This window comes from Microbacterium sp. UBA7513 (assembly GCF_002478345.1).
Lineage (GTDB): Bacteria > Actinomycetota > Actinomycetes > Actinomycetales > Microbacteriaceae > Microbacterium.
Window position 1 is genome coordinate 111,413 of the sequence record NZ_DLNJ01000015.1, and the last position, 15,668, is coordinate 127,080.

25 protein-coding genes are annotated in these 15,668 nt (G+C 68.4%); 19 read left to right on the forward strand and 6 right to left on the reverse strand.

Annotation, left to right across the window (positions count from 1 at the left end):
- Both B2W79_RS07910 and B2W79_RS07915 read right to left on the reverse strand, forming a co-directional pair.
- Positions 1 to 183, reverse strand: coding sequence for a hypothetical protein (locus tag B2W79_RS07910; protein ID WP_292788411.1), 183 nt, complete (start codon positions 181 to 183; stop codon positions 1 to 3).
- A 39-nt stretch (positions 184 to 222) separates the two neighbouring features.
- Positions 223 to 708, reverse strand: coding sequence for a hypothetical protein (locus tag B2W79_RS07915; protein ID WP_292788413.1), 486 nt, complete (start codon positions 706 to 708; stop codon positions 223 to 225).
- 26 nt (positions 709 to 734) lie between these two features.
- On the opposite strand from B2W79_RS07915, the gene B2W79_RS07920 reads away from it, so the two are divergent.
- The 12 genes from B2W79_RS07920 to B2W79_RS07975 all read left to right on the forward strand — a co-directional run bounded on the left by B2W79_RS07920 (position 735) and on the right by B2W79_RS07975 (position 7,375).
- Complete coding sequence (locus B2W79_RS07920) at positions 735 to 2,552, forward strand: DNA cytosine methyltransferase (protein ID WP_292788415.1); 1,818 nt, start codon at positions 735 to 737, stop codon at positions 2,550 to 2,552.
- A 71-nt stretch (positions 2,553 to 2,623) separates the two neighbouring features.
- The gene (locus B2W79_RS07925) at positions 2,624 to 2,947 is read left to right on the forward strand and encodes a hypothetical protein (protein WP_292788418.1); all 324 of its coding nucleotides are present in this window, start codon (positions 2,624 to 2,626) and stop codon (positions 2,945 to 2,947) included.
- Positions 2,948 to 3,086: 139 nt separating this feature from the next.
- Positions 3,087 to 3,389 carry a hypothetical protein gene (locus B2W79_RS07930; protein ID WP_292788420.1) on the forward strand — a complete coding sequence of 101 codons (303 nt, stop codon included), beginning with the start codon at positions 3,087 to 3,089 and terminating at the stop codon, positions 3,387 to 3,389.
- Positions 3,386 to 3,649 (forward strand): hypothetical protein, encoded by a 264-nt coding sequence (locus B2W79_RS07935; RefSeq protein ID WP_292788422.1) that lies wholly within the window; start codon positions 3,386 to 3,388, stop codon positions 3,647 to 3,649. The genes B2W79_RS07930 and B2W79_RS07935 overlap by 4 nt, the downstream gene beginning before the upstream one ends.
- A 333-nt stretch (positions 3,650 to 3,982) precedes the next feature.
- On the forward strand, positions 3,983 to 4,705 hold the full coding sequence (locus tag B2W79_RS07940; protein WP_292788424.1) for a hypothetical protein: 723 nt from the start codon (positions 3,983 to 3,985) through the stop codon (positions 4,703 to 4,705).
- Positions 4,689 to 5,054, forward strand: a complete 366-nt coding sequence (locus B2W79_RS07945) for a hypothetical protein (protein WP_292788426.1) — start codon at positions 4,689 to 4,691, stop codon at positions 5,052 to 5,054. Before B2W79_RS07940 ends, B2W79_RS07945 begins: the two co-directional genes overlap by 17 nt.
- Positions 5,051 to 5,374: a hypothetical protein gene (locus B2W79_RS07950; protein WP_292788428.1), complete on the forward strand. Its 324-nt coding sequence runs from the start codon at positions 5,051 to 5,053 to the stop codon at positions 5,372 to 5,374. Before B2W79_RS07945 ends, B2W79_RS07950 begins: the two co-directional genes overlap by 4 nt.
- Complete coding sequence (locus tag B2W79_RS07955; RefSeq protein WP_292788429.1) at positions 5,374 to 5,841, forward strand: single-stranded DNA-binding protein; 468 nt, start codon at positions 5,374 to 5,376, stop codon at positions 5,839 to 5,841. Before B2W79_RS07950 ends, B2W79_RS07955 begins: the two co-directional genes overlap by 1 nt.
- A 79-nt stretch (positions 5,842 to 5,920) precedes the next feature.
- Positions 5,921 to 6,223, forward strand: a complete 303-nt coding sequence (locus B2W79_RS07960) for a DUF4326 domain-containing protein (protein WP_292788431.1) — start codon at positions 5,921 to 5,923, stop codon at positions 6,221 to 6,223.
- Positions 6,216 to 6,425 carry a hypothetical protein gene (locus tag B2W79_RS07965; RefSeq protein WP_292788433.1) on the forward strand — a complete coding sequence of 70 codons (210 nt, stop codon included), beginning with the start codon at positions 6,216 to 6,218 and terminating at the stop codon, positions 6,423 to 6,425. Before B2W79_RS07960 ends, B2W79_RS07965 begins: the two co-directional genes overlap by 8 nt.
- Positions 6,418 to 6,606, forward strand: coding sequence for a hypothetical protein (locus B2W79_RS07970; RefSeq protein WP_292788435.1), 189 nt, complete (start codon positions 6,418 to 6,420; stop codon positions 6,604 to 6,606). The genes B2W79_RS07965 and B2W79_RS07970 overlap by 8 nt, the downstream gene beginning before the upstream one ends.
- A gap of 154 nt (positions 6,607 to 6,760) precedes the next feature.
- On the forward strand, positions 6,761 to 7,375 hold the full coding sequence (locus tag B2W79_RS07975) for a hypothetical protein (protein ID WP_292788437.1): 615 nt from the start codon (positions 6,761 to 6,763) through the stop codon (positions 7,373 to 7,375).
- Between the two features lie 44 nt (positions 7,376 to 7,419).
- Here the strand turns inward: B2W79_RS07975 and B2W79_RS07980 are convergent, their stop codons facing one another.
- Positions 7,420 to 7,869: a hypothetical protein gene (locus B2W79_RS07980; protein ID WP_292788439.1), complete on the reverse strand. Its 450-nt coding sequence runs from the start codon at positions 7,867 to 7,869 to the stop codon at positions 7,420 to 7,422.
- A 108-nt stretch (positions 7,870 to 7,977) separates the two neighbouring features.
- On the opposite strand from B2W79_RS07980, the gene B2W79_RS07985 reads away from it, so the two are divergent.
- Positions 7,978 to 8,514 carry a hypothetical protein gene (locus tag B2W79_RS07985; protein ID WP_292788441.1) on the forward strand — a complete coding sequence of 179 codons (537 nt, stop codon included), beginning with the start codon at positions 7,978 to 7,980 and terminating at the stop codon, positions 8,512 to 8,514.
- 95 nt (positions 8,515 to 8,609) lie between these two features.
- Here B2W79_RS07985 and B2W79_RS07990 read toward each other — a convergent pair whose 3' ends face one another.
- The 3 genes from B2W79_RS07990 to B2W79_RS08000 all read right to left on the reverse strand — a co-directional run bounded on the left by B2W79_RS07990 (position 8,610) and on the right by B2W79_RS08000 (position 9,989).
- The gene (locus B2W79_RS07990; RefSeq protein ID WP_292788443.1) at positions 8,610 to 8,894 is read right to left on the reverse strand and encodes a hypothetical protein; all 285 of its coding nucleotides are present in this window, start codon (positions 8,892 to 8,894) and stop codon (positions 8,610 to 8,612) included.
- Between the two features lie 76 nt (positions 8,895 to 8,970).
- Entirely contained in the window at positions 8,971 to 9,282 is a 312-nt protein-coding gene (locus tag B2W79_RS07995; RefSeq protein WP_292788444.1) for a hypothetical protein, read from the reverse strand.
- 146 nt (positions 9,283 to 9,428) lie between these two features.
- Positions 9,429 to 9,989, reverse strand: a complete 561-nt coding sequence (locus tag B2W79_RS08000; RefSeq protein WP_292788446.1) for a hypothetical protein — start codon at positions 9,987 to 9,989, stop codon at positions 9,429 to 9,431.
- A 583-nt stretch (positions 9,990 to 10,572) separates the two neighbouring features.
- Here B2W79_RS08000 and B2W79_RS08005 point away from each other — a divergent pair.
- The 6 genes from B2W79_RS08005 to B2W79_RS08030 all read left to right on the forward strand — a co-directional run bounded on the left by B2W79_RS08005 (position 10,573) and on the right by B2W79_RS08030 (position 15,665).
- Entirely contained in the window at positions 10,573 to 10,767 is a 195-nt protein-coding gene (locus B2W79_RS08005) for a hypothetical protein (protein ID WP_292788448.1), read from the forward strand.
- 109 nt (positions 10,768 to 10,876) lie between these two features.
- Positions 10,877 to 11,314 (forward strand): transposase, encoded by a 438-nt coding sequence (locus tag B2W79_RS08010; RefSeq protein ID WP_136051192.1) that lies wholly within the window; start codon positions 10,877 to 10,879, stop codon positions 11,312 to 11,314.
- Positions 11,268 to 12,791: a hypothetical protein gene (locus B2W79_RS08015; protein WP_292788451.1), complete on the forward strand. Its 1,524-nt coding sequence runs from the start codon at positions 11,268 to 11,270 to the stop codon at positions 12,789 to 12,791. Before B2W79_RS08010 ends, B2W79_RS08015 begins: the two co-directional genes overlap by 47 nt.
- Positions 12,792 to 12,812: 21 nt before the next feature.
- The gene (locus B2W79_RS08020; RefSeq protein WP_292788453.1) at positions 12,813 to 14,414 is read left to right on the forward strand and encodes a hypothetical protein; all 1,602 of its coding nucleotides are present in this window, start codon (positions 12,813 to 12,815) and stop codon (positions 14,412 to 14,414) included.
- A 2-nt stretch (positions 14,415 to 14,416) separates the two neighbouring features.
- Positions 14,417 to 15,151 (forward strand): hypothetical protein, encoded by a 735-nt coding sequence (locus B2W79_RS08025; RefSeq protein WP_292788455.1) that lies wholly within the window; start codon positions 14,417 to 14,419, stop codon positions 15,149 to 15,151.
- A gap of 67 nt (positions 15,152 to 15,218) precedes the next feature.
- Positions 15,219 to 15,665, forward strand: a complete 447-nt coding sequence (locus B2W79_RS08030; protein WP_292788457.1) for a hypothetical protein — start codon at positions 15,219 to 15,221, stop codon at positions 15,663 to 15,665.
- The last annotated feature ends 3 nt before the right edge of the window (positions 15,666 to 15,668 follow it).

Genomic DNA, 15,668 nt, shown 5'->3' on the forward strand with positions numbered 1-15,668 from the left:
CTACACGCCGCGGGTTCGCCGCAGTGCGATCTCGCGAGCCTTAGCCTCACCCGCTGCAACCCCGATCGCGGCAGCCTGATCCTCGAGGCCGTCCTCGAACCGCGCCTTGTTCGATGCGTCCATGGCCGCGCGGAGCGCTTCGGCGTATTCCGCGTCGGTGAGCTTGTACGTGAACTCAGTCATGCCCGCACTCTATCGGGGCAACGCTCCTACGCGTCTCGCTCAGAGGTAGTAGGTCCGCGACAATTGTGCGCCGTCTTCGCGCGTCCAGTCGAGAGTCACTCCAACCACCGCGGGGCCGCCGAGAACTCGATGGATGAGCAGGTCGAACGAAGCGGTCGAAGGCACCTCGAGCGGGAACTGGGCTCGAAGGGTCAGGTCGACTCCGCCTGTGGCGGACGCGCCAGTAACGGTCAACGTCTCGCCGCTGGTGTTGCGAAACGTGCCTCTCTTGCCATCGCGCTCAAAGGTCCAGGGCTCGACGACTACTGCGGTAGCGGTCCCAGATACTGTCGCGGACACGTCCGCGGTGCGATAGATCGTGGGGGTGCTCTGATTCACCGAATCGCGCATTTCCTCGACGCCTCCGCGCGCCGATCGGCTATTGATGTAGGCGAAAACCGCTACGGCGGATGCCGCGATCGAACCGGCCGCACCAAGCCAGGCGGGTACGACAACTCCCCAGAAGTCAGTGGGCACGGGTTCCATCCCCGCACTCTATCGGGGGTGACCCGATGAGCGCCGCGGTCGGCTACCGGCACCCGGAGGTGCCGTGGAACGGCCTCACCGTGACCGACCTGTTCTGCGGCGCGGGTGGCTCGTCTTCCGGTCTCGTCGAGGCGGGATACAAGGTCGTCATCGCGGCGAACCACTGGGCGCTCGCGATCGAGTCGCACCAGATGAACCACCCCGACACCGACCACTCCCAGGCGGACATCTCCCAGGTCGACCCGCGCTACTTCCCGCGCACGCATGTTCTCTGGGGATCCCCGGAGTGTACGAATCACTCGATCGCGAAGGGCATCAAACGGCAGCGCCAGCAGGACCTCGCACTGTTCGAGCTCGACGGCACCGCACCGCTGCCCGACGAGGCCGCGAACCGGTCCCGCGCGACGATGTGGGACATCCCGCGGTTCGCCGAGCACCACCGGTACATGGCGATCATCCTCGAGAACGTCGTCGACGCGTACCGCTGGGACCAGTTCCCGGCGTGGCAACTTGCGATGGAGAAGCTCGGCTACCGGATGCAGTTCGCGTGGCTGAACAGCATGCACGCGCAGATCGGCGGCCTCCCGGCCCCGCAGTCCCGCGACCGCATGTACATCGTGATGTGGCGCGAGGACCTCGCCTCGAAGAAGAAGGGCCTCACCGGTCCGAACGTCGCGAAGTGGACCCGCCCGATGGCGCTCTGCCTCGAGCACGGCGAGATCCAGGCCGTGCAGGCGTTCAAGAAGACCGAGCAGTGGGGTCGCTACCGCGCCCAGTACCTCTACCGGTGCCCGAAGTGCTGGCAGGTCGTCGAGCCCGGATGGCTCCCGGCCTCCTCGATCATCGACTGGTCGATCCCAGCGCCGCGCATCGGCGACCGTGCGAAGCCGCTCGCCGCGAAGACCGTCGAGCGGATCCGCCGCGGCATCGAGCGCCACTGGGCACCGATCGTCGCGAAGGCCGCCGGGAACACCTACGACGGCGTCACCACCGGCTCGAACTACTTGCGCGTGTCCGAGCTCGACGCGCCGATGCCGGTCCAGACCGGCAGCGCCGAGCACGGCTTGGCGATCCCGCCCGCGTTCCTCGCTCAGTTTCGGCAGCGCGACCGCACTCAGGATCTCGGGGATGCTCTGCCCACGGTCGTCGCCGACGGCGCGAACCACGCGCTCATCGTCAACAACCTCTCGGGCGCCGACGACTCGCGATCTCGACCGATCTCCGAGGCGCTGCCGTCGCTCGTCGCCGGCGGGAACCACGCCTCGCTGCTCGTGCCCGTCGAGGGCCGCGAGGGCAAGAGCGTCGCCTCCACCGCCGAACCGCTGCGCACGCAGTCGACGCGCAACGAGACCGGGCTGCTGGTGCCCGCGGGTGGCACCTGGCGCGACTCCGCGGTGCCCACGTCGGCGACGATGCCCGCAATCACCACGCGGGAAGCTGACGGCCTGGTCGTGCCGCTGCGCAACCACGGCGTCGCGAAGCCGACCTCGCACCCGATCGACACGGTCAGTGCGGAGGGCAACCACCACGCCCTCGTCATGAGGAACAACCGCGGCGGCGCGGAGATGTCGACGCCCGTGACCGAGCCGATCCGCACGCTCACGACCGGCGGTCATCAGTCCCTCGTCGAGCCGGGCGAGCCGATCAGTCTCGACGTCGACGACGCCGGATTCCGGATGCTCGAACCGCACGAGATCCAGGCGGGCATGGGCTTCGCCCCCGACTACCTGCTCCTCGGATCGAAGCGCGACAAGGTGAAGCAGGCCGGGAACGCGGTCACGCCGCCCGCGGCGCGCGACCTCGGCCATGCCGTTGCCGAGTTCCTGCTGGCGGTGGCAGCATGAGCGCTCCTACGCCTGCGACTCGAGAGGCTGTCTACCGACGCGACGAGCGCCGATGTGCCGCCTGCGGAGTCATGGTGCTCACCTTCCAGCATCGTCGAGCGGTGGGTATGGGCGGCTCGAAGAACGTGCCCTCGCCGGTCGATGGCCTGTCGCTCTGCGGTCCCTGCAACGAGGGCTGCGAGGGGGCGCTGCAGGCGACGGCGCTTCGATTCGGGTGGAAGGTCCGCCGCTGGGTGACGCACCCTGAGCGCGTGCCCGTGTTCTATCCCCTCGAGATGTCTTGGTTCCGCCTCGAGGGCGTGACCCGGGTGCGGATCTCCCGCGCGGTCGCGATGGAGATGGGCTGCAGCGTCTACGGCGCCCAGTGGCTGCTCTGGCATGAGGCGATCGCATGAGCGCGCCGCAGACGACCCAGACCGGCATCCGCATCATCCACTGCGAGCAGTGCGGCCGCCGGCATCCGGAGACGCGGAAGCACTGTTCTACGTGCGGATCTCCGAGCATGTTCCCGCATTCCGTTCACGGAGGTGTGTCGTGAGCATTATCAGCGAAGCGTTCTCCGCGTGGCGCGAGTGCCGCGCCGAGTACGACGACACCCTCTATGCGCAGTTCGTCGCCGCGGAGGAAGCTACGCGCGGCGCGATGCTGAACGCCCGCGGCCGCGAGAAGGGCATCGACCCGTTCACCCTGTTCATGGGCACGGAGACCCGCGCGCTCGCGTACGCCTCGCAGGAGCTCGTCGAGCACTGGCAGTCGCACCCGCGGGTCACCTTCGCGAAGTTCGAACGGCAGTGGCAGGCGCGTCGTGAGGCCGAACTGATCGAGGACGCGGCATGATCGCCGTGCTCGAGGCGAACATCGCGCGGTCGATCGCCGCGGCGACGTCGATCGAGGCGAAGCCATGGGCGCCGAACCGTGAGGTCACGCTCGAGCAGCTCCGCGTCGTCGACATGATCCACGAGGGCAAGCCGGCATGCCGCCTGTGCGGGCAGATCACGAACGGGCTCGACCGGTTCGGACTGTGCTCGAAGGTCTCGCCTGCACATCGGGAGTGGCGCGGCGACGTCGCGCCGGCGAAGAAGGCGAGGACGCGATGAGTGCGATGCCCGAGTACGCGATGACGTATGTCGTCTGGCATCCGGAGTCGTGGACGTTGAAGATCGGCCGCGCGTGGGCGTGGTCGCGAGTGCAGCGGTGGCTCGATCGGGGCTGGTATCCGATCGTGTGCCAGCGCGGCACGGACGCGTCGTGGGAGCGGGAGGCGCTGCGGGTGCTGCGTCGGATCTTCCCCGCCGCGTTCGCGTCCTGGGCTGATGCCGAGGACGTGCTCGGCCCCGGCGGGAAGGGCTACTCCGAGTGCTTCACCGTCGAGCCCGAAGACCTGAACTTTGCCCTGGCCGCGTGTATCCGGGGCTTCGCGAGAGGAACCGATGTCCACCAAGCAACGAATGATCAGCCCCGCCGACTTCGAGACGCTGGCCGGAGTGCCGGACGTCGCGAAGCCGTCGGCGGTGTGGCTGTGGCTGAACCTCGACCCGCTCGGCCGGGGGCGGTTCGACACGAGGGCGATCTCGTCGGCGATGTACCCGACGCTCGACCTGACACCGGACGAGGTCGACGAGCACCTGGTGTTGTTGGCGGAGGCAGGGTTCCTGACGACGTTCCTCGCCCCGGACCCGGACACCCGGGAGACGGTCGAGTGGCTGCTGCTCCTGCACCCGCTGAAGGTCGACCTGCGCGGCACCACGATCCGCACCCCGGAGCCCCCCGGCGCTTTCCATGGAAGCTCCATGGCTATGGGTGGGGGCGGGCGCGCGAGGGCGCGAGAGCGGGCGCGGGGGAGTGCGCGGGAGCGGGCGCGGGCCGGGGTGCGGGCGGAGGACGCCGCGCGAGCCGCCGCCTGGGACGCCGTGCAGGAGGACCGGGAGCCGGCGCCAGAGCGCCCCGAACGTCCGGCCGTCCTGGATGCCCCGCCGATGTTCTGCGACGAGCACATGCCCAGGGGAGCGGGAGCGAAGAAGTGCGGCCCCTGCCGGGACAGGCGTCTCCTCCGCGACGAGTGGATGCAGCGCCGGGTCTACGAAGACCGGCTGACCGAGTTCTACGAGCTCAACGACGAACCCGAGGAGGTGTGGGATGACACGGTCTTCTAGCAGCCCTGCCGGCGGCTACTTGCCCGTGCGGGTGAACGTGCCGCTCGACGTCTACCAGCAGCTCAACGCGGAGGCCACGCGCCGCGGCATCGACGTCGCCGACGTGATCCTGCGTCGCGTCACCCCTGCGGCTCACGGCGGCTACCGCCCGAACTCCGGACGCCGAAGCGGCTACACCACACGCGCCGGCGAGGAGATCAGCGCCGGGCGCCGCTTCAACCAGTCCTGGGCGGAGATCGCCCGGGACCTCGGGATCTCCGAGCACACCGCCCGCACCTGGGCGGCGAAGTACGCCACCGAGGTCAGAGAACAGAACATGCGCGACCGCGCAGGAAGGACAGCATCATGAGCACCACCGAGAACTACCACCACGTCGAGCTGAAACTCCAGGGCGGGGAGCTGCACCGCGGCTTCACCTGCACGGCGCCCGAGGATGCCTCCTGCCGTCGTCGCCCGAAGGATGCGGACATGCGCGAGTCGTGGACGCGTGAGGAGGCAACCGAGACAGGGCACCCGTGCTGGGCATCCGAGTGGGTCGACGCCGTGGGCATCGAGGACGCGATCGTCGGCACCGTCGAAGATCAGGTGCTCGCATCCGTCCCCGTGGCGATCAGCTTCGAGGAGGGTGTCGGAATCGAGCCGATCGCCACCGCCGGAGAGTCCCGCTGATGGCTGGCGAGACCGTCATCTCCGTCGTTGGCAATCTCACCGCCGACCCCGAGCTGCGCTACACCCAGAACGGTCTCCCGGTCGTGAACTTTACGATCGCGAGCACGCCGCGGACGCTGAAGGACGGTGAGTGGAAGGATGGCGAACCGCTGTTCCTCCGCGCGAGCGTCTGGCGCGAGTTCGCCGAGCACGTCGCCGGGTCGTTGACGAAGGGCATGCGGGTGATCGCGCAGGGCCGCCTCCGCCAGCGCTCCTTCCAGGACCGCGAGGGCAACCAGCGCACCGCGATCGAGCTCGAGGTCGACGAGATCGGCCCGAGCCTCCGCTATGCGACCGCGCAGGTGACCCGCGCGGCGCGCACCGATGGACAGAAGCCGGCGGCCGCGGCCCCGGCACAGGAGCAGTGGGCGACCCCCGAGCCGCCTGCGGAAGGGGGATGGACCTATGGCGACGACACACCGTTCTGAGCCGCGGGCGGACTGCTCACGGTGCAAGGGGTCAGGCATCATCTCGGTGTGGAAGGATCCGGACGAGGTCGCTGACTGCGTGTGCACGGATCCGCCGCGACGCGTGCAGCTGTCGAGGCGGGCCGGGTGGCGCAAGCCGGACAACACGGTGGTGGTCGCACGGCCGACACGGTTCGGGAATCCGTTCAAGGTCGTCGACGGCGACCGTGAGCGCGCCGTGCGCCTGTTCGAGAAGTCGGCGGTCGGCTTCGGCGACTTCACGGTCGAGAAGATCCGCGCCGAGCTCGGGGGCAAGAACCTCGCCTGCTGGTGCCCGCTCGACGAACCATGCCACGCCGACGTCCTGCTCGAGATCGCGAACGGGGGCGGTCGCCATGGCTGAACCGAAAGCGATCGTGGAGGTCGACTGGGCTGAGGACCGTGCAGGGAACCCTATCGAGGGACCAATCGGGCCGTTCGACAGCGAGTACCTCGCGGACGAGTGGGCGCTCGCGACGATCTACAACGGTGAGTGGAACACCGCAACGCTCCGGCCGCCAACGCCCGTGACCGTGTCCGTTGAGGAAGTAGAGAGCCGTGGCTGAGAAGGAAGGCGCGTGGGCGCGCGAGTACCGCCAGGGCCGGGCGGCGCAGGTCGAGCAGCAGCGGATCGCGAACCTGATCGCGATCTCGGACTCGCCGTGCATCAGCTCGGACGAGCGGAGCTGGGCTGCGAGGACCGCACTGAAAGCGCTCGTCGCCGGGGAAAGGGGAACCGATGTCTGACCGCTACTGCATCCGTGGGTGCGTCCGATGGGGTGAGCACTATGCCGCCTGCCAGTTCAGCGGGCCCGACTACGAGGGACAGTTCCCGTGCGACGGGTGCGCGCCACGCGAGTGCCGGGACGGGTCGCTGATCTGTGACCGCTGCTTCGGCCGGATGCGTGCGCTGCTCGCCGACGGCCCTGACCTGATCGGGCGGGTGCGGTCGCTGGCGGATCCGATGAAGGCCACGCCGACGGACAAGGCTCCGGGAGGGCGCTCGTCGGTGTCCGAGCCGCCGGCACCGATCGATGCGGACCTCGTGGACGCGCTGGCCGTGCTGAACAGGCTCGAACCGTGGTGGCACGTCACCCTGTCGGACTACTCAAACGACCGCGAGGTGATGACCTGGCTCGGGGAGGTGGTGCTCGACCGTCACCCGGAGGTCGAAGGTCTGCGCGATGGCTGGTCGGTCGCGGACGCGATGGCGAAGTGGGGCACCGAGCGACGCACCGACGTGTTCGTCTACCCGGACGACGAGGGTGAAGGCGAGCCCGAGGCGGCCCCCGTGCGCGAGTGGTACGACCCGCTGCTGACGCTGCAGCAGGCGGCGAAGCGCGCGAAGGTCTCGCAGCGGCAGATGCAGCGGTGGGTGCAGAAAGAAGTCGTGACCGTGGTCGCTCAGCACCGGGGCCCGCGCGGGTCGGTGATGAAGTACGTGCACGCCTCGGCAGTCGACGCTGCGGGCGCTGGGATGCGATCGAACCAGCAGCGGACGCAGTTCACGCCATAGCGAACGGAGAAGACACGACCAGTCGAGAGGACCTGATGGGGCGTCTACTCGCCGATCAAGTCCTTGAGACGTTTCCGGGCATCCGCGGCACGCAGTTCGCCGGAAACCCACTCGACCAACGTCATCTGCAGAGCGTGTGTCGTATGCAGCACGAGCGCTTGAGGATCGCCATCGGGTTTCGGAGACGGGAGAGCGTGGTCAAGCACGTCGCCGATATCCTGCCGCTCGGGTGCGGGCACTTCCAGGAGAAGGCGGGCTGCTGCTCGCTGACGCTCGGAATACGCCTCGGCGAGCTTGTTGCCGTTCGCCGTGACGACCGCGGTTGCCATTCCAGCGTTGATGGCGAGGAGCTCGACTATGGCGTCATTGAGACGTTCTTGAGAACGCTCTTTACGAAGTCGTGCCGATGCAAGCGCCTCGCGGATCCAGGGAATTACAGAGGAGCCGGCGAGAGCAATGACTGCGCCAAGCACCACCGCCCATCCAGAGTCCATGCGGGAACCCTACCGGAGAGGGGTGGGATCCTCGATGGCTGAGTACCTCACCCACAGGCAAGCCGGCATGCGCACACGTCGATCGCCCGTATGAGCCATCATCGGATCATGACGCCAGAGCAGATGCGAGGTCTCGCGATCGATGTGCTCATCCCGATCGCGGCGATCCTCGTTCCCACACTCATCTCCATTGGGCTGTACCGCGCCGAGCGAAAGAGCGCTGCTGCTGACCGGGCGGCAGAGCGGCGGCTAGAGGCCGGAGCAGAGATCGCTAGGGCGATCGCCCCCCTCGCCACCTTCGACGGCACATCCGGGGACATGCGACAGCTCATCTCAGACCTACGCGGTCGCATCACGATCTACCGTGCGTGGACAGCCCCCGATGACATCGTCGGCGACTGGCTGGCGTTGCGGTTCAAGCGACTCATGAAGGTCTGGGGAGACACGCTCGGCTCGTTCGACCCCGCAGGCATGTCCATCGGCCAGGTGATGGATGCGCAGCGCGCAGCGCATGACTACTCGGCCGAAACGGCGGAGCTGCTCACCGGTTGGCTTGCGGGGCACGTCTCCACGGAGACGATCAGGCGGGATGGCGCTGACATCCTGGCTGAGCGCCCCGATCTTTGGCGGGACACGCGCCCGTGATGTCTTCTGCGGTGTGTCGCCAGTCGGTGTTAAGCTGTGCTTGCACCTGAACTATGACCGAAGCCCTGCCGATCCGGCGGGGCTTCCGTCGTCCATCAGGGAGTCGCTGATGCGTCGGTCGGTATCGGGATGCGCATCCGCTTGATCGCGTTGCCGACCTGGAGTTCGGTGAGCTGCAGTTCAAGCTCGTTCGCTGGCCAGTCCTTCAACACGGCGAGGACGACCAAGCCTCCCTGCATCGTCTGCACGGGGCGACCGAGACGACGGGCGGCTTCCCGCGCCCGGTTTCGCCATTCGACCGCATCGGCTTCTGTGCCCGCCCTGCGCTGAGCGAGACCGCGCCGCCGCAGCTCGCCCGCGAGCTCCTCAACCGTGTTCATGCGGATCAAGCTATCCGATCAGCTGAGGAGCGGGAGCACCGGGCAGCGTGGATCCTGCATCGCGCGGCTGGGCCTGTCAACTGGCGGGGAGTGCTGTAACGGCGAGGGACCAGAGCTGGTTGTTGTCCGCTTGTCCTCGAACGGTGATGCGGTCTACGTAACGGGCGTCGAAGGTGTTGCGTGTTCCCGGGTCGTTGGCGTCAGTGAGGCACTGTTGCTCGAACTCTGCAATGCCCTCAATCTCGATACTTACGGCTCCTTCGCCGAAGCAACGTACGTACACGGCGATCCCTTCGCTGTCCCGGTCGAAGGGTCCGAGCTCCGCAAGTCCTCGAACGGAGTTGAGCTTCCCGTATGCCTCCTCGTCGTCAGCGTAGGTTGCGAGCAAGGCGGCTGGGGAGGGCGGCGCCGTCGGTGCAGATGTGGCTGAGGGGCCCGACGGCGGGCTGGTCGGTTGGGGCTCCGCGCCTCCGGTACAGCCGGCGAGGGCCGCCACCAAGATGGCGGCCCCGCTGACTGTAAGTGCGTTCCTTCTCAACTGATCCACGTGTTCCAGCCCACGCGGTACGGCGCCCACACATTCGTCGCGGAACTTGCTCCGGACGTGCAGTTGTTGAGGTAGTACACCTCTTTGCCCGTGACGTACGTTTTCCAAATGCCGTAGTCACCGTTCCCCGTCTTGCCCGCTGGCACGGTGATCGTGATCGAGTTGCCGACGGTTGCGGTCACGCTCGCCTGCGCGTTGATGCCGAAGGTGCCAGAGATCGAAGCGAGCTTCACGCTGCCCGATACGTTGGTCGACCCGGTCCATGCAGCTCCCACTGTTCCGGACACCGTGGAAGTCAGGGTCATGCTCGCGGAGGAACCCGTCCCGTTGCGACTCGAATGCGTGGGGCCGATCTTCACCAGAGAGCTGCTGGTGCGCTGGAGGGCCTGGTATCGCCAGCCCGAGACGCACATAGGGCTCACGTCCGTGTCGGTCGTTACCGCGCTGGGCGGGGGCGCTTCGGTGGCGGCTGCAGGGATGACCCCACCCGCCAGTACGGCCACCAGAGCGAGGGCAGCAGCGTAGGTGCCCTTTGTCTTGTTCTTCACTTCTCTCCGATCGTCAGCGAAGGCTGCCCCCAAGACCGGAAGCTCCAAACCTTCGATGCGTAGTTGAGCCTCCCAGAGCCGCCGGTCGGCAACAAGTCGGCCATTTGGGGGACAGCGCATGATTCACAGAGTGGAGGGTGCCCGGGGCGCCCGCTTCCAGACTCTCGGAGGTGGGCTGTGGCGAGCATCCCAGCGAACGCGAACGGCCATCGTCGCCGCCAGGTCCGCATCCGTGTCCTCCGCGAGGAGCATGTATGCGCCCTGTGCGGGGTGGCCGTGGACAAGTCGCTGAGGATGACCCCCGGTGCTCATGGCCCGAAGTGTGGGGGAGCGGGGTGCGCGGGCTGCGTGCCTCACCCGATGCGTGCCGAGGTCGACGAGGACGTGCCCCGTGCTCGTGGAGGCTCGCCGTACGACCGTGCGAACACCCGTCTGATGCATCGCAAGTGCAACAGGTGGAAGGGCACAATGACTCTCGCTGAGGCCCGGAGGAAGCTGCACGCGGCCGCCGAGACTGCAGCGAGCCGGATCATCACGAACCTCGTGTCCTGGTGAGAGCGCATGGCAGGGGAGAGGAGACGCGATGGTCCTCACCGTAGACGCTGCGCGCGCAGAGAGCGCACAGGCGTACGCACGCACCCATGAGCGCCTGCAGGGCGAACCCGATTACGAGGCACTGCGCACTGCTGCCGAGCACGAAGCCCGCACCGCTCCGCGGCAGTGGACCGCCCGCAACCGTCTCGCCATCCACGTCGAGCTGCACACGCCCTTGCGCTGATCCCGGGCGGGTAGGGGGCGCACCCCCTCCCCCCGCGTCCCCGGCCCTCCCGGAGGCATAGGGCCGATCTCTCCCCGGGAACTTTCCACTTTCCAGGGGGTGATACCGCATGGCCTCATCCAATGCCCCGCTGCGTGCGGTCGGCGCCCCGAAGTCCGCAGGATCCCGCGGCAAGACCGCCTACACCGAGGCCTTCAAGCGCGACGCCGTCGAGAAGGCGCGAGCTGCAAAGTCGATTTCACAAGTGGCAACTGCTCTCGGGGTGTCGCGTCCGACGCTTCGGAAGTGGATGGATGCCGCCGCGCCCCCGCCGATGACCCTCGTCGAGGCCGCCCGCTCCGGTAACCGAAAGGCGTTCCTGCAGGCGCTTCGCGACGAGCTCGCGCAGAAGATCGCCGAGGGCATGGCACCGCGTGACCTGCCGCCGAACGTCCGACTCCTGGACGCGACGATGCGCGAGCTCGACGAGATCGAGGCGCGCGAGTCCGAGGAGGCCGCCGATGCCGCGTCCGCGCCCGACGAAGACCTCGACCCCGACGACCTCTGAGCGGAAGCTGTCGGACGTCGCGAAGCACCTCGTCGTCCCGTCCGGAATCAAGACCACCGGCTACCCGGCGGTCGAAGCCCAGTGCCGAAAGATGGGCGTCCAGCACGACCCCTGGCAGAAGGGCCTCGCCCGGGCCATCCTCGCCAAGCGCGCCAACGGCCTCTACGCCGCAGGCATCGGCGGCGTGCTCATCTCGATCTGCCGCCAGGTCGGCAAGACGTTCTCGATCGGCACCATCGTCTTCGCGCTGTGCATCCTGTTCCCCGGCATCAAGGTGCTCTGGACCGCCCACCACTCCGCGACCTCCGACGAGACCTTCGAGACTCTCTCCGCGCTCGCCCGTCGTCGCCGCATCGCCCCCTACATCGCCCACAACGGCATCCGGCAGGGCAACGGCAAGCAGCGCATCAAGTTCGCCAACGGCTCTCGCATCATGTTCGGCGCTCGCGAGCACGGCTTCGGCCGAGGCATTCCAGGCGTGACGATCGTCGTCTTCGACGAGGCGCAGATCCTCAAGGCCAAGGCGCTCTCCGACATGATCCCGGCGGCCAACACCGCCAAGAACCCGCTCATCATCTACATGGGCACCCCGCCCAAGCCCGACGACCCCGCCGAGGTGTTCCGCGCTCGCCGCAAGAAGGCGCTCGCCATCAAGGAGCAGCGCGCGAAGGGCGAGGCCGTCGACTACGACACCCTGTACGTCGAGGTTGGCGCGGACGCTGGCGACGACGTCGAGGACCGCGCCACGCTCGAAAAGGCCAACCCGTCCTTCCCGCACCGCACCCCCTGGGAGGCGATCCTCCGCCTCCGCGAGAACCTCACCGACCCGAGTGACTGGGCGCGCGAGGGCCTGGGCATCTGGGACGAGGAGGAGGTCGGCGGCTCCCGCGAGATCACCGCGGAGGAGTGGCAGGCCACCGAGGTCGAGTCGGTCCCGCAAGAGGGGCTGCGCGCGCTCGGCGTCGCGTTCTCCGCCGACGGCACGCGCGTCGCTGTGGCTGGGGCGCTCAAGCACGGCGCGAGCAGTCACCTCGAACTCATCGACGCGAACACCGGATCCCTCGAGGACGGCATCGGGCCGCTGGCCGACTGGATCGCGCTGCGCGCTCACACGATCGCGCAGATCACGATCTCCGGGCGAGCGGGCGCCGACGCGCTGGCGCTCGCGCTGCGTGAGCGGAAGGTGTCGGCGAAGGCGATCCGCGTTGCCTCGACTCCGGAGTACTTCGCGGCGTGCTCGATGCTTCCCGACGCGGTGCGCGGCAAGACCGTCACACACCCCGCAGCCCCGGAGGGTGACCTCCTCGATGCGTCGGTGGCGGTGTGCGACAAGAAGTTCCGCGGAACCGCCGGCGCCTGGGGATGGGCAGCGACCACCCCCGACGGCGACGAGACACCGACCGAAGCGATCAGCCTCGCCCTGTGGGGCGTGCGCACGACGAAGCGCCGACCCGGCAAGAAGCAGGAGGTGATCTGAGTGATCGCATCATCGACCTACATGGACAACATCACCCCGCAGTACATGCAGGGTGTCACCGACCAGGAGCTCGACATCATCCGCGGCCTGGTCGCTGTCTGGGCGAAGAAGCGGCCCCGCAACGTGCTGCGCAGCGTCTACTTCGACGGCAAGATGCCCTTCCGCGACCTCGGTATCGGAGTGCCGCCGCAGATCCTCCGCAAGGTCAAGGCCACCCTCGGATGGCCCGCGAAGGCCGTCACCAAGCTCGCCGAGCGCAGCGTCTTCGATGCGTTCGTCGCGCCGAACAGCACGAGCGACCCGTTCGCGATCTCCGGACTCCTCGACGACAACCGGTTCGACCTCGAACTGCCGCAGGCGATCGAGTCGGCCTATAAGCACTCGTGCTCGTTCATGACCACCACGCTGGGGGACACCGAAGCCGGAGACCCGGACGTGCTGATCATGGCGCGCTCGGCCGAGTGGTCCGCGGGGACATGGGACAAGAAGCGGCGCGTCGTCTCGGCGATGCTCGCCATCACCGACGTCGACCAGGACGGCCGCCCCACCGGCATGGACGTCCTCCTCCCCGACGTCGTGCTCATCTGCCGGCGACGCCCGTCCGGAGCATGGGTCACCTCCCGTCAGGAGAACCCGCTCGGCGAGGTGCTCGCCGAGCCGCTCGCGTGGAGCCCTCAGCTGGACCGGCCGTTCGGCCGCTCCCGCATCTCCCGCCCCGTCATGGCGATCACCGACAACGCGATCCGCTCTGTCGTCCGCGGAGAGGGCGCCGCGGAGTTCTTCGCCGCCCCGCGCATGATGGCCCTCGGCGTCTCCGAGGACGCATTCAAGTCGGGCAAGTGGCAGGCCGCGATCGACCGCTGGTTCGCCATCGGCCGCGACGAAGAGGGCGAGCTGCCGAAGGTGGAGCAGCTGCCGCAGATGACCATGCAGCCGCTCATCGAGCACTACCGCATGTACGCCAGCCAGTTCGCCGGCGAGACCGACCTGCCCATCTCCGCACTCGGCATCGTCCAGGACAACCCGCCATCCGCGGAGGCCCTCTACGCCGCCGAGAAGGATCTCATCGTCGCCGCGCGGGCATCGAACCGCGTGCTCGGCGCAGCGCTCCGCCGAGTCGCGCAGCGCGCGGTGATGCTCCGCGACGAGATGGACAAGCCGTCGGACGAGTTGCGCGGGCTCCGGCCGACGTGGGTCAACCCGGCCTTCACGTCGCCGACCACGGCCGCGGCCGCGCTCAGCCAGCTCGTGAGCGTGTTCCCGTGGATGGCCGAAACCGACGACGCCCTGCGCTACGCCGGGTTCGAGGAGCCAGAGATCGCGCGCATGAAGTCTGACCGCACCAAAGCGGGCGGCGCGGGAGTGCTTGAGCGGATCTTGGCCGGGCAGACCCCGACGGCCGATACCGCCCCGGCTCCCGCCGGTCAGCCGCAGGCAGCAACCGGCGACGACCCCGCGGCGCTCAAGGCGAAGTTCGACGCCCTCGGCACGGCCATCCGCGCCGGCGTCGACCCCGACGACGCAGCGAACCGACTCGGCCTCGCTGGGATCCGGTTCACCGGAGCGACCCCGGTTGCGCTGCGCCTGCCGAAGGACGACGCAGACCAGCTCGAAGAGAGGTGACCATGACGACGCGCGCCGACGTGACTCGACTGTCCGCGGCGCAGCGTCGTCTGGTCACCCTCGCCCAGAACGAGCTCACCGGGTACTTCGCCACCCTCGACCTCACCCGGCCCGAGGCGGTCCGCGACGCACTTCTGGAGATCGTCCCGCTCCTCGTGCGCGAGTACGGGGATCTCGCCTCGGTCGCCGCCGCGGAGTGGTACGAGCAGATGCGGCCCGGCGTCGGCTTCAACGCCCGCGTCGCACCCGCCGCCGCTGCCGACGTCGTGCAGGGCTCGACGCGAGCGCTCGCGGGCGGGCTGTTCACCGACGACCCCGCGTCCGTCCTCGGCGGGCTCGCGGGCGCGGTCCAGCGCCACATCACCTACTCGGGACGCACCACCATCGCGCTCAACTCCATGCGCGACCCCCTGCGGCCCCGATTCGGGCGCGTTCCCACCGGCGCCCAGACCTGTGCCTGGTGCGCGATGCTCGCCTCCCGCGGCTTCGTCTACGCCACCGCCCAGACAGCGGGCGAGATCGCCGACCACTTCCACGACGACTGCGACTGCCAGATCGTCTCCCTGTTCGACGCAGACGCATCGCACATCGAGGGCTACGACCCCGACCAACTCTTCGACCGGTACGAGCAGGCCCGAGCCGCCGCAGACAGCAGCGACCCGAAGGCGATCGCCGCCGCCATGCGGCGCATGTTCCCGGACGAGTTCACCGACGGCGTGCACGAGCACGACGCCTAAGACCACCCGCCGCCGTGGCGGGTCTACGCCGACCCGAGCGGTCAATCGGGGCGAAAGAGGAACGGCAATGGATTTCCCCATCACCATCGACTCCCAGGACAAGTTCGACGACCTCGTCAAGGACCGCCTCGCGCGGGAGAAGACGAAGGTCGACGAGGCCCTGCAGCGAGCCACCGACGCCGAGACGGCGAAGACGGCCGCCGAGCAGGAGCGCGACGCCCTCAAGACGGAGGTCGGCGACCTGCAGACCAAGGTCACCGGCTTCGAGTCGAAGACGCAGCTGGACACCTGGCGCGCCGACGTCGCGAAGGCGAAGGGCGTGCCCGTGGACGTGCTGCGGGGGACGACCAAGGAAGAGCTCGAGGCGCACGCCGACGAGATCAAGCCGCTCATCAAGAGCCGAGGCCCGGTCCTCCCGGACCCCGGCAAGACCCCTGAGAACACCCCGACCGGGGACGAAGCCGAGCGCGCCGCAGTGCGGCAGCTGTTCGGCTCCGAATCCGGCGAGGACTGATCG